Source organism: Bartonella sp. AC62GZZY (assembly GCF_042196525.1).
Lineage (GTDB): Bacteria > Pseudomonadota > Alphaproteobacteria > Rhizobiales > Rhizobiaceae > Bartonella.
Genome location: NZ_JBHIQN010000006.1, coordinates 1 through 14819 on the forward strand (window position 1 = coordinate 1; position 14819 = coordinate 14819).

General features: G+C 36.3%; 15 protein-coding genes. 2 read left to right on the forward strand and 13 right to left on the reverse strand.

The window, feature by feature from the left end:
- Positions 1-250 precede the first annotated feature (250 nt).
- From ACFIML_RS05210 to ACFIML_RS05265, 12 genes are all read right to left on the reverse strand, one after another.
- Positions 251-1018 carry a type IV secretion system protein gene (locus ACFIML_RS05210; RefSeq protein ID WP_375617807.1) on the reverse strand — a complete coding sequence of 256 codons (768 nt, stop codon included), beginning with the start codon at positions 1016-1018 and terminating at the stop codon, positions 251-253.
- Positions 1015-3486 carry a VirB4 family type IV secretion/conjugal transfer ATPase gene (locus tag ACFIML_RS05215; RefSeq protein ID WP_375687552.1) on the reverse strand — a complete coding sequence of 824 codons (2472 nt, stop codon included), beginning with the start codon at positions 3484-3486 and terminating at the stop codon, positions 1015-1017. The genes ACFIML_RS05210 and ACFIML_RS05215 overlap by 4 nt, the downstream gene beginning before the upstream one ends.
- A 2-nt stretch (positions 3487-3488) precedes the next feature.
- Positions 3489-3797 (reverse strand): type IV secretion system protein VirB3, encoded by a 309-nt coding sequence (locus ACFIML_RS05220; RefSeq protein ID WP_375655067.1) that lies wholly within the window; start codon positions 3795-3797, stop codon positions 3489-3491.
- A gap of 12 nt (positions 3798-3809) precedes the next feature.
- Complete coding sequence (locus ACFIML_RS05225) at positions 3810-4121, reverse strand: conjugal transfer protein (protein WP_375687554.1); 312 nt, start codon at positions 4119-4121, stop codon at positions 3810-3812.
- Positions 4122-4248: 127 nt separating this feature from the next.
- The gene (trwL, locus tag ACFIML_RS05230) at positions 4249-4566 is read right to left on the reverse strand and encodes a VirB2 family type IV secretion system major pilin TrwL (RefSeq protein ID WP_375687556.1); all 318 of its coding nucleotides are present in this window, start codon (positions 4564-4566) and stop codon (positions 4249-4251) included.
- 54 nt (positions 4567-4620) lie between these two features.
- A complete protein-coding gene (gene trwL, locus ACFIML_RS05235) occupies positions 4621-4938 on the reverse strand; it encodes a VirB2 family type IV secretion system major pilin TrwL (protein WP_375687558.1) in 318 nt (105 codons plus the stop codon).
- 110 nt (positions 4939-5048) lie between these two features.
- Entirely contained in the window at positions 5049-5366 is a 318-nt protein-coding gene (gene trwL / locus ACFIML_RS05240; RefSeq protein ID WP_375687560.1) for a VirB2 family type IV secretion system major pilin TrwL, read from the reverse strand.
- 57 nt (positions 5367-5423) lie between these two features.
- Positions 5424-5741 carry a VirB2 family type IV secretion system major pilin TrwL gene (gene trwL / locus ACFIML_RS05245; RefSeq protein ID WP_375687562.1) on the reverse strand — a complete coding sequence of 106 codons (318 nt, stop codon included), beginning with the start codon at positions 5739-5741 and terminating at the stop codon, positions 5424-5426.
- 125 nt (positions 5742-5866) lie between these two features.
- Complete coding sequence (gene trwL, locus ACFIML_RS05250; RefSeq protein ID WP_375687564.1) at positions 5867-6181, reverse strand: VirB2 family type IV secretion system major pilin TrwL; 315 nt, start codon at positions 6179-6181, stop codon at positions 5867-5869.
- Positions 6182-6306: 125 nt separating this feature from the next.
- Positions 6307-6624, reverse strand: coding sequence for a VirB2 family type IV secretion system major pilin TrwL (gene trwL / locus ACFIML_RS05255; RefSeq protein WP_375687566.1), 318 nt, complete (start codon positions 6622-6624; stop codon positions 6307-6309).
- Complete coding sequence (gene korA, locus ACFIML_RS05260; protein WP_015857010.1) at positions 6587-6886, reverse strand: KorA family transcriptional regulator; 300 nt, start codon at positions 6884-6886, stop codon at positions 6587-6589. Before korA ends, trwL (ACFIML_RS05255) begins: the two co-directional genes overlap by 38 nt.
- A 117-nt stretch (positions 6887-7003) precedes the next feature.
- Positions 7004-7633: a TrwN protein gene (locus ACFIML_RS05265; protein WP_375606604.1), complete on the reverse strand. Its 630-nt coding sequence runs from the start codon at positions 7631-7633 to the stop codon at positions 7004-7006.
- A gap of 743 nt (positions 7634-8376) precedes the next feature.
- Here ACFIML_RS05265 and ACFIML_RS05270 point away from each other — a divergent pair.
- On the forward strand, positions 8377-8664 hold the full coding sequence (locus ACFIML_RS05270; RefSeq protein ID WP_015857007.1) for an H-NS family nucleoid-associated regulatory protein: 288 nt from the start codon (positions 8377-8379) through the stop codon (positions 8662-8664).
- A gap of 1539 nt (positions 8665-10203) precedes the next feature.
- Here the strand turns inward: ACFIML_RS05270 and ACFIML_RS05275 are convergent.
- Positions 10204-11481 carry a ubiquinone biosynthesis hydroxylase gene (locus tag ACFIML_RS05275; RefSeq protein WP_375614525.1) on the reverse strand — a complete coding sequence of 426 codons (1278 nt, stop codon included), beginning with the start codon at positions 11479-11481 and terminating at the stop codon, positions 10204-10206.
- Between the two features lie 743 nt (positions 11482-12224).
- Here ACFIML_RS05275 and ACFIML_RS05280 point away from each other — a divergent pair.
- On the forward strand, positions 12225-14666 hold the full coding sequence (locus tag ACFIML_RS05280) for a DNA translocase FtsK 4TM domain-containing protein (RefSeq protein ID WP_375606602.1): 2442 nt from the start codon (positions 12225-12227) through the stop codon (positions 14664-14666).
- Positions 14667-14819 lie beyond the last annotated feature (153 nt).

The following is a 14819-nucleotide window of genomic DNA, read 5'->3' on the forward strand; positions in this document are numbered from 1 at the left end:
ACATATGTTTTTGTTATCTGATCAATTTTATTGAAAAGTTGCGTGAACACTGTAAAGTTCATGGAATTCCTCTTTAATGAATTTTCAACTTTTTATATGCTTTTTAAGCATTTTTCGTTGAACTTTTTAAGGATAAAATTAAACTTCGTAGACCTTTTTGATCTATGAGAGAGAATCGAGTATTACGCATTAACTTTTTCTTTTTACGAGCATACAGGGAAATAATATACAAAACGTTATTATAAAAGCTTTACCTAATAAATCTTATGGTAGGCATTTTCGTGTTTTTACTATTCAAAATTTTTATGTTATGCTTATCTTTCTGTTGTTTGATAAGTGTATGTTCAGCATTGCGTAAATGTGTAACCATTTGTAGTTTTGCTGTTTCATTTTGTAGCATAGCAAGCATTCCAATTATATGTGCTTGTAACTCGGCAATACTTTTTAGATCTTTTGTTGTCGTGATTTCTTTTAATAGTTCTTCAATTTGCTGAAAACGATTGTTTGCTTCTTGAAAAGTTTTTAAACTTACGGCTTTATCAGTGATGGCTGCATATTGGATGCGCTTGTTGATAAAACTGCTAGATTCATGGATAGTGACAGGAATTTCTTCTTCTTTTAAAATATTTTCAAGTGATGTAGATAGAGCAGAAGTTTTATTTCTATTGTAGAGATTCTCTGGATTTTTGAGAAAAAAGCTACTGTGATCTGTTTGTACATTTTTAAGCTTTTTAGTGTCGAATTTCTGGCTTCCCGTTATAGATTCGTGTATCTTTTTTGTTTCCTCAAGTTGTTTTTTTAGCATATCGAGAAGTTGGGCATCAGGTGGCGCTTTCTTTTGCTGTGGAGTTTTTTTAGGCTTTGATCTATTTGAAGATGACTTTCCAAAAAAATTGGGCCACGTCGTTGGGACTGATGCTCCCAAATCCGCCGCCCCAGCGCCCCAAACCCAAGCCATCGCTGGGTTTGAAATCCCTAAAGTTATTACAACTACTATTGAAATGACCTTTTTTTTCATGTTTCCCTCCTGTCATTTTTTGCGTGCTGTAAGAAAATTGGCAACCATATTGCTGGATCATCACCAACTTCTGCGATAATGCTTTCGGCTAACTCTGCGTTATCAGGCGTTCCTGATAACACCAAGAGCTCGTCACTAAAGTCGTGTTCGATGGTTTTTCCATCGCGTGTCAGATGGAATTTACCAAGATTCAGTTCTGCAAGCGCAGATTGATCACCCTGCTTAATGAGGAATTGGCGACTAAACTCACCAAGTCCTTTAACGAGTTCAAATTCGGCATCTGTTAGTTTAAAGCCTTTTGTATAATCTTCATAATTTGCTTTGGGATTGGCTAGAAAAATGTAAGTTGCACACTGTTGAATGAGTGTTTTGGCAATATTACTTTCCAAGGCATCGCTAGGCTCTTGTGTTGCATAAACAAAAATACCATTTTGTTTACGGATAGTCTTTTGTTTATTTTTCGCTAAATCCTCAAAGTACGGATCTTGCAAAGGCTTCCAAAACTCGTCAAAGATATACATAAATCGCTGTCCGCTAATCATGCCTTCTGTGCGGTAAAGCAAATACATCATCACTGGAGTGCGAGTTTCAAAATTATCTAAGAATTCCGTGATATCAAAACCGTAAATTTGATGTGTTGAGAGATCAAGAGCATCATGGGGATTATCAAACAACCACCCATAATCACCACCTTCACACCATTTTAATAAGCGAGCATGAACAGATGGGTGAGCATTATAATCACTTAAACGTGGATTTGGTAAAAATTGTACTAGAAAGGACAAACGACGGAGTGATCTGTCAATGTTAGCACTCATAACAGACATAACTGCTTTGTTAATTTCTTCTTCGTCGTGATGCGTGACTTCACCGCCAGCTTCTGCCAATTTTTTAACAAATTGTTTCAGAAAAATAAGATTTTCTTGTGTGGGTGGGAGTTGGAAAGGATTGAAACCACTTTTTCTGCCTGGCTTGAATGTTAAATATTTTCCACCCATCGCCCGAATGGCAATTTCCATACCACGATCTTTATCAAAAACAACAGTTGTCGGCTTAAATTTTTGTGCTTGTGCTAACAAAAAGCCGAGTAACACGGTTTTACCCGAACCAGATTGTCCGATAAGCGCGGTATTACCAAGTAAACGTTTATCTGTTGAGTCCTCTTCAAGTTTGGAGGCATGAAAATTGAAATAAAGCGGCGTTTTACTGGTTGTTTTAAGAATTGTGACGGCTGGTCCCCATGGGTTGCCAGTGGGTTTTCCTGACATAAAGTTATGAAAAGATGAAAATGATAAAAAGTTCAATGATGTAATCGGAGCAGGACGCGGTCTCCATTTCCAATTGCCAGGAAGTTGTGCCCAATAGCCAGCCTCTATAGCTAAGTCTACAGGTTTGGGTAGTACCGCAACATCTAGTAATGCTGCACTTGCTTTGGCCATATGGTCGCGAACTTGTTGAATTGTATCACCATAGATCGTCAATGTGCAGTGATGTTCTCCCATGACAAAATGCCCACTGATAAGCTGGTTTAGTGCTTCGTCAATTTGTTCAATTTGGCTCGTTGCTACATCTCGTGCATCAATCAGATTACGCTGATGCCGTTGTAAATAATCTTTAGCAGCATGTCGGGAGAGAACTGAAAAGCTCTGCGTCAATACGAACTCGAAGTCACTTTCCAACAAAACATTCAATTGTCCTGGTTTGGTTGTTGCATCATATTCTTTAATTTCCAGCATTCCAAATCGACGCATTCCACTGGTTGTTCGCAGTTCACCAAGAGCGCCCCATTTTGAGAAAAAAGGTCGATTGACAGACATATAGTCAGCAAAACGATCATGGCAAATTGGCATAGGGCGATATTCACCATTGACAAGCATTCCAAGGAATTCAAGTGCAGAAGAATAAGCATGCCCACTTTTTTCATAAGCACCAAGAAGTTCTGCACCGTAACGGTTTAAAGATTGACCTAAAGTACGATTGATGTCATTGAGTTCTTTGATACATGTGTCTTGTCGCATCTTTTTTTGATCAAGTGTTTCACGTTCATGCTTAGAAAAGAATGACATAATTTTATCCGCTATCGGTTGAAAAATGACAGTCAGATATAAATCATTGACCATCAAATTATAACCAGTAAAGCTTTGTCGATATTTTTCATCAAGCTGATAACAAAACATTTGATCAAATGTTGAATCAGGATATTCATAAACACGGCGACGCACAATATGTGCCCAAAATGATAAATTGGCCGATGCAAGCCCCCGTAGAGTATTGTTAAGCTCTTTTACCCATTGAAAAATATCTTCTTCTGAAGCGCTTTGATGCGAACGCCCGTCAATTTTCCAAATTGACAAATATTCCGCATTTTTAGTAGAAATAATCGTATCTGTAATATGATGTGAATAAGGCAGAAACAGGCTTACAGGTGCCTCTGATGCAAGGCGTTTGCTGCTTTCAACAGCTGTCATGTTTATCTCCTTTTACTATAATCAGAGGGACTATAACTTGATGCTCCCCAAAAACCTTTGTTGCGATTGCGAAATTTAGTATCGATCCATAACCACCAGATACGAAACGCCTTATCATCGTTTTTAGTGATTTGCACCATAATGAACCATAATGGTGGAGCTATAATCCATAAAAAGATACTTACTGTCATGGCAATAACAGCGACCCCCATAACCATAACAATGAATGGCATCATGGGTACACCCCAAATCGTTGGAACACGTGTTGCTCCTTTGAATAGGGGGAATTCTTTTTTTTCTTCTGATTTCATGGGGTGCTCTTATCACTGGAGGTGAAATAATATGTGGCTAATATAGAAGGCTGCACCAGCAATAATGACGCTGAATGCCCATCGTATAAATGTAGCTTTTGCAATGATGCGAAATATATAAATAAGCAAAAGTAATAAAAGAATTATGGCAGCAACGACAGGAATAAGTATACTTAATCCATATTGCATCCCTATGAAAACATCTAAGCTCTTTGTTTCTGTTTGAGCATATGAAGATTGTGTTATTAATAACATCATTGAAGTGATAAAAACAACACTAATCTTGTTGTATGCTTTTACTCGAAGCGTATTTAATTTCTTCATATTTTTTATCCCCTTTTAATTAAAATTGCTATCAATAAAATTCCTTTTTTGCAGTATGAACGACATTATTACTGGTACAAGCCTATAGTCGATGGATATTAAAAACATTACGTATTATACTGACTCATTAATTACCTGTAAATAACAGAGTAGCAAGTTGGGTTGCTGAGCCTGCGATGACAACGCCAATCGCCCATCGTACAAATGTGTCCTTTCCTATGTAGCGGCCTGCGTAACCAATTGCTAAGCACAAAAGTATAACAGCAGCAGCAACAGGAATAATGTGATCAATAAGATCTTTTTTTAGAGCCCCTAAAGCTTTTGCAGCGGGATCTAATTTTGCATTTGCATATACAGGATGCGTTATAAAAAAAGCGCTTATAACTGCAGAAATTACTATGATTCTGTTGTTATTTTGTGATTGGACATTAATTAATTTTTGCATATTTTACTTTCATTAAATTCCTATTTTAAATACATTTTGTATTATACAGATTCATTACTTACCTGTAAATAACAAAGTGGCAAGTTGGGTTGCTGAGCCTGCGATGACAACGCCAATCGCCCATCGTACAAATGTATCCTTTCCTATGTAGCGGCCTGCGTAGCCAATTGCTAAGCACAAAAGTATAACAGCAGCAGCAACAGGAATAATGTGATCAATAAGATCTGTTTTTAGAGCCCCTAAAGCTTTTGCAGCGGGATCTAATTTTGCATTTGCATATACAGGATGCGTTATAAAAAAGGCGCTTATAGCTTTAGAAATTGCGATAACTTTGTTATTATTTTTTAATTTGAGATTAATTAATTTTTTCATATATTACTCTTATAAATACTCTGTATTTCTTAATACAAACGAAATATCACATAATATGTTTAAATTTATCAAACATAAATTCTTATTAGAAACATTATGTGTTTAAAGACTTACACTTGACCCGTGAACAACAGCTTAGCAAGTTGCACTGAAGATCCAGCGACAACGACGCCGATCGCCCATCGTATAAATGTATCCTTTTCAATGTAACGTCCTGCATAGAGAATTGCTAAGCACAAAAGTATAACGGCAGCAGCAACAGGAATAATATTAGCAGTAAGATCTTTCTGGAGTTCTTCTAAAGCTGTTTTTGCGGTTGTTAATTTTTGAGCAAACACAGGATTGCTCATAAAAAACACAGTTATAGCTGCAGAAAATGTGATGATTTTGTTATTGTTCTTTGACTGGAAGGTAATTATTTTTTGCATATTTCTCTCATTAAGGTTATAAATAACATTTCATATTGTATGTTGTTATCTTCAATTTTAATTAACTTGACCCGTGAACAATAGCTTAGCAAGCTGTGTTGCAGATCCAGCAATGACAACGCCGATTGCCCATCGTATAAATGTATCCTTTTCGATGTAACGTCCAGCATAGAGAATGGCTAAGCATAAAAGTATAACAGCCGCAGCAACAGGAATAATATTAGCAGTAAGATCATCCTGCAGAGCCTTTAAAGCTTTGTTAGGATGTTCTAGCACTGCATATGCAGGATGCGTTATAAAAAACGTAGCTACAGCTGCAGAGATTACTGCAACTTTGTTTTTACCTTTTGATTGGAAATTAAGTAATTTTCTCATATTTAGTCTCATTTATTTTACCATAAATAGTTTTTCTACAAAATAATAAATAATTTCATTGATATGCAATGAGAGCATTGAAATGCAAAATCTCTTTCACTAAAAAAATTCATATTTCAAAAGATTTATGCACCTTTAAATAATAAACTGGCAAGTTCAATTGCTGAACCACCGACAACGACACCGATCCCCCACCGTACAAATGTATCTTTTCCGATGTAACGTCCCGCGTAACCAATTGCTAAGCACAAAAGTATAACAGCAGCAGCGATAGGGGTAAGCGTTTTTAAATCATCTCGAAGCGCCTCTAAAGCAGTTTTTGCATTTGTTAATTTCACTTGAGCATATACAGGATTGCTCATAAAAAATACAGTTAAAGCCGCAGAAATCGCGATAATTTTATTATTATTTTTTAATTGGAAATTAAGTAATTTTCTCATATTTAGTCTCATTTATTTTACCATAAATAGCTTTTCTACAAAATAATAAATAATTTCATTAATATGCAATGAGAGCATTGAAATGCAAAATCTCTTTCACTACAAAAATTCATATTTTAAAAGATTTATGCACCTTTAAATAATAAACCGGCAAGTTCACTTGCTGAACCAGCGACAACGACGCCGATCGCCCATCGTACAAATGTATCTTTTCCGATGTAGCGCCCTGCATAAGCAATTGCTAAACACAAAAGTATAACAGCAGCGGCGATGGGGATAAGTAGCTTCAAGTCTGTTTGAAGTGCAGTTAAAGCTTTGTTTGCAGGCTCTAAAGCTACTGCTTGGGCTAACACAGGATTGGCCATAGAAAATACAGTTAAAGCTGCAGAAAACACAGCAATTTTATTACGAGCTGTTGTGTGAAGAATATTTAATTGTTTCATGTTCTTTATCCTGATTAAGATTAAAACTCCCACAAATGACCCCTCGTTCATGAAGAAACTTAAAAAGATATTTTGGATCAGCCCAAGTTCTTAGTTTTCCTCTTTGTGTAAGTAACGTATATTTATTTGGCTTTCCGGTGATTGGATCATCGGAAATAAACGTGAAATACCATTCTCTTTCTGAAAGCATCACGACTGTAATCTCACGTGCTGCTTTTTGACTAAATGCTATATCAACGCTGTTTTGTTCTATCATTTTCATTATCTTTGCCCTCAATTAGAAGAGATTTTGTTCAATCTTACTAATTAGAGCTTTAACATTTTCTTATCTACTTTTCATTATAATATCCTATCAAAATTCTGGGGTTTCGTGAAAATATCAGTCATCACTCAGCGATCTTCTCGATGAAGAAAAATCTTCAGCTGAAAAAGCATCGTGGGCGCTACTTTCTTTATGTGTAAATGCATCTTCCTCTCCTTTTGAAGAGAGAGGAAGAGAATCTACTTTAGTTGTCTGTTCTGGTTCTTCTTTTTTAAGCTTTATAGGCTCCTGCAAGCCTTCATTTCCTCGTACAGCAGCTTTTACTCCAATATATGAAGTAATTTTTTGCATACGGGTATGGTTTGAGTTTTCTGTATTGTAAAAATTCAGCACAGACTGCAAAGTCGCTTTTTCAAAGATGCACTTTGATGTTGTTTGTTCATAGCAGTAAGTTAAAGCGCTTTGTACAGCTGTAATATTTCTGCAAAAATCAAACGCATCAAAAAGAGAAAACAATTTCACATTTCCAACATCAATTTGCCCTAAAATTATGTTAAAATTATGTTCGCTCTGTTTAACTGTTGCGATTGTTTCCTTAAACTGAGATGATTGATAGAACAAGTTATCTTTATCATCTGTTACATAGATATTGTCCCGCGTTTCTTGTTCGGCAACAACTGAAAATGTCATGGGAGGCATATTGGATATGTATGCAGCAGCAAAAAATGTGAAATCTGGAACAATCATTAGCAACACACCTTATTATGAAGAATTTTATTAATACAAATGCTAATTCTGTGTTGTGCTTTTTCTCGTTGTCTTTTGATTTTATAAATTTGCAGAATGAGATTGTTTAGCTCAGAATATTCCTTGTGATTATTGCTTTGTTCTCTTCTAAGAATATTTCTAATATATGCGAATATCCAACTAACAAGATAAAAGTGTGGAATAAAATAGAGCACATTACGCCAACCAATATTATTGGAATCACGAAGAAAGGCGTTGCTTTTAAAAAATAATAATCTTTGATACTGTATTGAAGCTGCTTGTTTTATATAATTCTCTAGTTGCAAAAATCTTTTCAAAAAAAATTTATACGAAGTAAAAAGCCGTTGTGTATGAAGGGAGGTTTTCCTGTCATAATGAACTACACTATCATTATACAGAGAGGGCTTGTTCTTTGTTGCGCATTGCCATAACTTATAGAGTGACGATTTATATTTACTTTTGACTACTGATTCATAAGAGTCAGAGAGGTGCGATGGTGTTTGAGCACTGCATTTAGTAGTTCCAATAACTGAACTGAAAAAAGATGCAGTGGCGGTAATTGATATACCAATAAACAGTTCTTTGTGGCTCAAAGCACATCTCCGTCAAAATGATATATGTATCGTAATTTTAATTTCGATAATAAATGGACAGAAATTGTCTATAATTGTGTTTAAAATATGACAAAAAGAAATTCTTTTTTTGCAAGGGGAGTAATTAAGGTGAATGATCTCAAAAATATGAATTTTGATGAACTACAAGAGATGCGTACACAAATCGATGTGGAATTAAAAAAACGGCAAGCAAAGGAAAAGCAAAATGCGCGACGAAAAATTCTTGAAATTGCTAATGCCCATGGAATTGATATCGCTGATCTTGTGAGCAAAGAGCGCCATTATAGAAATCCCAATAACCAATGGGAATTATGGAATGGGCGTGGACGTAGACCTAAGTGGATTAAAGAGTGGTTGGAGAATGGGTATACACTTGATGAACTCGAAGTAACGTAACACGTATGCGATATTTACAAGATAAGGGAATACCAAGGAATGTAAATGCAAGAAGTATGCTCTTTTGGGTAATTTGATTGTATAAACATACTGAACGAATATATTAAAGTATTGAGTTACCAAATACAATGATAGGGAGCGTGAAAAAGTTTATTTAAATGCAAAAAGTCTTGTTATTATAATCTGGCAAGCATAATGATGATGCCAGATTAGGAATATTGTAATTGCTTTTGGCATTTGAGAGAGCGGGATATTTTACTTCTTTTTATAGTTTTATTGATTCTTTACAAAAATGGTCGAAATGACAATAATTTATTGCATAGGGATTTTAACTCAATATGTAAAATGATAATTTTAGCAATTAATATGTTAATAAATTAGCATACTTATATTTTTGAAATACTGTTTTTTAGAACAAGCCTGATGTTATAGATTTTGTTTGGTCTTTTTCTGTAAGATTATATATGAGGCATTTACTTTATTTATCGTTCGTTTAGTTGAGATGAGTGAGTATGTAGAAAAATGGAAAATTTTTATGGCTGTTATGGGTTTTATAGAATTTATGACATATTTCTGAGCGTTTGTGATTAAAATTCATTTATGAGCGTTTATGAATAATGAATAAAGAGCGTATTTGAAAATAAAAGGATTGGATCATTTCTATTGCGGTTTATCTTCTTTTATGGTGTGAAATAGGGGGTGATATGCAGGTTTACAATTGTGTGTGACGGTATAGTGTACGGAACACTTTTTATATATTGGAATATTTTTTCTAAAGTCGTGTGGCATTCCACAATAAGTTAAAGAGTTTGTCTGAGAAGCAGAATGTCCCAAACCGAATACATTTATGTTTCCAATTTACGTGCTTTTTTAAAAGAAAAATTTTTCAATGAAATTAAGCTTATTTTATGGCGCTTTTCTTGAATAGTATAACGTAAAAGTCCCTATGATCATATAAAATCCATTGTACACCACCATTTTTACTTCGATAAAAAGTGTATGCCGGTGCCATTATACACTTTACTCGCCTCCAATGTTGCTAAAGTCCTTAGTCCTTGAGAGAGGGAGTCTTTGTATTGCTTTGTTTAATTGTTTTTATTTATACGATACTCTCACTTGTGATGTGCAAGCGAATGATTTTGATTGCTTCAACATGAGAGAGATTTGAAACAAGGGTATTTTATGATCTTTAGACTTTTCACTCAATATGAGAACAATGAATTTATTATTATAAATAAAAGTGTTGTGTACTAAAAAGTCTTGTTTATTTTGTTATGCTGTGAAATGGCTTCTTTTAAGTGGTGATATAAGGTAACCTCTTTGAGACATTAAACGTTTTTTTCAGTGCATGGTGAATATTCTTAGAATGTAGCTTGCTTGTCGAGTCTTATGTTGAGTGAAATATGGGGGGAGGAAGTCAAGAAAAAATTACTCGACAGGAATCCGGTTTGTAAACAGATTGGATGAGATAGGAATTTTTTGTTCTTTAAAGGAGGAAGGCAAAGGTTGTAAAAAAAGTGAAATAGTATGAATTTTCGCTTAAAGTGGGAAGCCGTGTAGAAGACGTGGGGCATTTGGAGTGAGTCCGGCAGCTTCTTGAATGAAGTATTTTTTTATTTTTGGCGCTTGATTAATGATTCCAAGGCCGGTATCGCGGAGCATCCGTAAAAGAAGGCTATCATTAGAAAAGAGTTTATTAAGCCAATCATTGCTTAAAGCCATACGGACAATTTCAAAACGTCTCCAGCTTTGATAGCGCTCTAAAGCTGTGAGAGAGCCAATGTCAAGACCTAGTCGTGCTGTTTCAATAATCACTTCAGCCAGCGCAGCGCTATCGCGTAATCCTAAATTGAGTCCTTGTCCTGCAATGGGGTGGATGGTATGGGCGGCATCGCCAACGAGAGCAAAACGTGGTTTAACGCATTGACGTGTTAAAGAAAGGCTCAAAGGAAAAGCTTGACGTTCGCCATTCCAAGAGAGTTTGCCTAATCGATGGCCAATACGTCTTTCGAGTTCTGTTTCAAAAATAAGTGCATCCGCTTTGAGATAATATTGCGCAGTTTTATGATCTTCATTCCACACAATGGCGGATCGGTTGCCTTTAAGAGGGAGAAGAGCAAAAGGACCGGCAGGTAAAAAATGTTGAATTGCTTGACCATTATGGGGTTTTTCATGTTCAACTGTGCAGATGATTGCTGTTTGTTTATAGGGATGAGAAAAGTTTTTAAGACCTGCTTTTTGGCGTAATTTCGAATGGGCTCCGTCAGCTGCAATAAGCAATTTTGTTTGCCAAACCTCTTCATTATTTAAAGTGACGGTTGTATGTTGGTCTTCTTGATGAAAATCAATGACACGTGTGTTTGTAATAACAGGGATATTGAGATCTTTGACACGTTTTTTTAAAGTATTGATGAGTTCTCTATGCTCTACCATGGCAGCAAAGGGCTCACCGGGATTAATGTCGCCTTCAAAGGTTAAAAGAGTGGGTTTGACCGGATCATTTGTGCTTGTATCTGTGATGATCATTGAATGAATGGGTTGCGCATAGGGTTTTACAGATTTCCAACATTGTAATTGTTTTAACATACGAATAGAAGCAGCAGCAAGGGCAATGGTTCGTATGTTAGAAGCAGGGGTATCTCCTTGTGGAGCAGCATCAACGATTTTTATTTTCAGATTAGGGGCTGTTTGCTTGAGTGCTATCGCTAGGGCTAAACCGACAGCCGCCCCTCCTGCAATGAGCAGATCACATTGTTTAGTTTTATGAGATTTAATTTTTTTATTGGGTTGTACATTTTTATTGCGATTAGAACACACAATACTTCTTCCATTGTTTATAGTTTGCTTTCTTTTAAAAAGAATATCTTTTTACATTGCCTAAAATATCTTAACTTTTACTTTTCTCTCTGCTTTACAAAAACGAGATTTCTTTTTAACGCCAATCTGATAACATATTGGTTTTTCAGAGTTTTTCTGCTTAATCATTTATGTGATTCATCTTACAGATTTATCGGATAAGCTTTTTTAAATATCTTCTTCAATTCTTTTTACACTTGGTTGATAAAAAAGAAAACTAAAAATAAACAAAGATGGTCGTGTATTTTTTTAAGTTGTGTGAGTTACTTCAGTATGCTTGTCCTGAAGGGGGACATTTCGTTAGTATGATAGATAAAAATAGATAAAAATTGTGGTCATTCGTGATGGTTAAAACAGTATTCATATTTCGCCATTATCATGATGTAGCGTAAAAAATATTATTTTTTTAAGAAGGTGCCTATAGCACCCATGTAACACTTTACACATAAGGTGTTTTTTGGTTGATCGTGTGATAAATATTCAGGGAGAGCTTTTTGTGCGCCTTATGAAGGATTATCTCTTAGGGTGGTGGTATATGAATGATATGAAGTGGTTAGAAGGTAGAACGCGCTAGATAAGAAGTCGGATTGTTTACAGGCTATTTGTTTACAAATTGGTACAGAGTTTAAGCTTCATCCTTTTTTAAGAGAGAGAGGGAGTTATAACTCTTTAAAATATGAAAGTTTTGTATTTGGAATTGATAGATGCACCGAAGTTCTTCTCCTTATGATTCATTAGAAGTGCGAAATTCTCAAGGTTCGCGTCTTATTGAGATGTTTTTGCGTCAGATAGGAGTATTTATTGGGCTCGGGCTTTTGGGCTTTATTATTTTTTGTGTGTTTGCTTTGGCGACGTGGAATGTTGCGGACCCATCTTTAACTCATGCAAGTACAAATGAGGTTACAAACCTTATGGGGTGGATGGGGGCAATTTTTTCAGATTTTATTATGCAGTTTTTTGGCTTGGCAAGTCTTTCTGTTTTGTTGCCACCGTTATTTTGGTCTTTTCTCTTGTTGGCGCAAAAGAATATCTACAATTTGACTTTGCGCTTTTTTTTATGGGTGCTATCAACGATTTGTTTTTTAATTGCTTTTGCTCTTATGTCACCTATTGCTTCTTTTACTTATTGGCCATTGCCAATGGGATTGGGAGGGGTTTTAGGAGATAAAGTTTTAAGTGTTGCTTCTTCAGTCTTTCCTCTTTTTCTTTCTCCTCCTTACACGGTGTTTTTCAGTGTTGTTTTTATTCTTTTAGGTTTTTTCACCGCTGCTTTTGCTGGTAATGTAATATGGCGGCGTCGAACAAAGAAAAGAAAAGAAAAAAACATTCCAAAAGACGAAATCATTAATCCAGTCTTTGAGTTGGAAGAAGATACGGAATATGCCGCAGAGGAGGATCGTGAAAATCATGGTTTTTTTGCGACAACTTGTGGCGCTCTTTTGCATCTTTTTTATTTTTTACAAGCGCGTTTTTTTCGTTTATTCTGTTTCAAAAGGCGTTTTCAGAGTAAAGGGCAAGGAAAGCCATTTGATCGGATTGAGCCAACTTTTTTAGGTGAAAAAGTAAAGCGTGAGGAAAATCAAAATAAAGCTTATGTTTCTCCTGTTAAAAATCGAAAGTCTTTAACAGCTTCTTCAAATGGTGGCTTTGTTCTTCCACTTGTAGATTATCTTTCGGTTCCACCACCGTCTGTTAGGGATGCAAAACTTTCTCCTGCTGTTTTAAGAGCAAATTCTCAGGAGCTTGAAGGGGTTTTGTTAGATTTTGGGGTAAAAGGAAAAATTATAGATGCTTGTCCTGGACCGGTAGTAACTTTGTATGAATTTGAACCGGCTGCTGGCATTAAGTCTTCCCGTATCATTGGTTTGGCAGATGATATTGCACGCTCGATGCGTGCGATTTCGGCTCGTGTTGCGGTGGTTCCAGGACGTAATGTTATTGGAATAGAACTGCCTAATGCAAAGCGTGAGATGGTTTATTTACGAGAAATGTTGCAGGCGCAAGAATTTATTGACAGCAAAGCAAAGCTAGGACTTGCTTTGGGTAAGACAATCGGGGGAGAAGCTGTTATTGCAGATTTAGCAAAAATGCCTCATCTTTTGGTTGCTGGTACAACAGGATCGGGAAAGTCTGTTGCTATCAATACAATGATTTTATCTCTGCTTTATCGGATGACACCTGAGCAATGTCGTCTCATTATGGTGGATCCAAAAATGCTTGAACTTTCGGTTTATGATGGCATTCCTCATTTATTAACACCGGTGGTGACAGATCCTAAAAAAGCCGTCATTGCTTTAAAGTGGGCTGTTCGTGAAATGGAAGAGCGCTATAGTAAAATGTCAAAACTAGGCGTTCGTAATATTGATGGGTTTAATGCGCGTCTTAGAGAAGCTGCAAGTCAGGGAGAGACAATGGTGCGGACAATTCAAGTTGGATTTGATCGCGAGACCGGTGAGCCTCTTTATGAAACGGAAACACTTGATTTTAGTCCTATGCCCTATATTGTTGTCATTATTGATGAAATGGCTGATTTGATGATGGTTGCTGGGAAAGATATTGAAGGAGCGGTTCAACGTTTAGCACAAATGGCACGTGCTGCCGGTATCCATGTAATTATGGCGACACAGCGTCCTTCCGTCGATGTTATTACTGGTACGATCAAAGCCAATTTTCCTACACGCATTTCTTTTTCTGTGAGTTCCAAAATTGATAGCCGAACAATTTTAGGCGAACAGGGAGCTGAGCAATTATTGGGACAAGGAGATATGCTCTTTATGATGGGAGGAGGACGTATTCAGCGTGTGCATGGGCCTTTTGTTGCGGATAATGAAGTGGAGCAGGTTGTTGCGCATCTCAAAGCGCAAGCACGACCTGATTATTTAGAAACAATTACGCAAGAAGTTGAAGAGGATGGTGCTGATGTTTCTTTGTCTTCTCCTTCAGAAGATGATCCCTATAGTCAAGCTGTTGCTATTGTGCTTCGTGATCGTAAGGCCTCGACCTCTTATATTCAACGCCGTTTAGGCATTGGTTATAACCGTGCTGCGACATTGATTGAGAGGATGGAAGAAGAAGGTATCATTAGTCCAGCAAATCACGCAGGGAAACGAGAAATTTTAGTGCCTGCTGAAGAAGAGCGCTTTTGAAAAATCTTGATAGTTGTTTTTTATAATACCTTGTAAAACAAGTGTTTACCCTATTGTATCGTAGAAAGTCTGCATTTTCATATACCAGCTCTCAATTTGCGATAGCTCTTTGGTACTTGAGACTCCTTATAAGGGGATTCTTTATCTTATATA

Bases quoted from the DNA above. Each gene is read 5' to 3' on its own strand.
- ACFIML_RS05210 (WP_375617807.1), bottom strand. From the start codon at position 1,018: ATGAAAAAAAAGGTCATTTCAATAGTAGTTGTAATAACTTTAGGGATT.
- ACFIML_RS05215 (WP_375687552.1), bottom strand. From the start codon at position 3,486: ATGACAGCTGTTGAAAGCAGCAAACGCCTTGCATCAGAGGCACCTGTA.
- ACFIML_RS05220 (WP_375655067.1), bottom strand. From the start codon at position 3,797: ATGAAATCAGAAGAAAAAAAAGAATTCCCCCTATTCAAAGGAGCAACA.
- ACFIML_RS05225 (WP_375687554.1), bottom strand. From the start codon at position 4,121: ATGAAGAAATTAAATACGCTTCGAGTAAAAGCATACAACAAGATTAGT.
- trwL (WP_375687556.1), bottom strand. From the start codon at position 4,566: ATGCAAAAATTAATTAATGTCCAATCACAAAATAACAACAGAATCATA.
- trwL (WP_375687558.1), bottom strand. From the start codon at position 4,938: ATGAAAAAATTAATTAATCTCAAATTAAAAAATAATAACAAAGTTATC.
- trwL (WP_375687560.1), bottom strand. From the start codon at position 5,366: ATGCAAAAAATAATTACCTTCCAGTCAAAGAACAATAACAAAATCATC.
- trwL (WP_375687562.1), bottom strand. From the start codon at position 5,741: ATGAGAAAATTACTTAATTTCCAATCAAAAGGTAAAAACAAAGTTGCA.
- trwL (WP_375687564.1), bottom strand. From the start codon at position 6,181: ATGAGAAAATTACTTAATTTCCAATTAAAAAATAATAATAAAATTATC.
- trwL (WP_375687566.1), bottom strand. From the start codon at position 6,624: ATGAAACAATTAAATATTCTTCACACAACAGCTCGTAATAAAATTGCT.
- korA (WP_015857010.1), bottom strand. From the start codon at position 6,886: ATGAAAATGATAGAACAAAACAGCGTTGATATAGCATTTAGTCAAAAA.
- ACFIML_RS05265 (WP_375606604.1), bottom strand. From the start codon at position 7,633: ATGATTGTTCCAGATTTCACATTTTTTGCTGCTGCATACATATCCAAT.
- ACFIML_RS05280 (WP_375606602.1), top strand. From the start codon at position 12,225: ATGCACCGAAGTTCTTCTCCTTATGATTCATTAGAAGTGCGAAATTCT.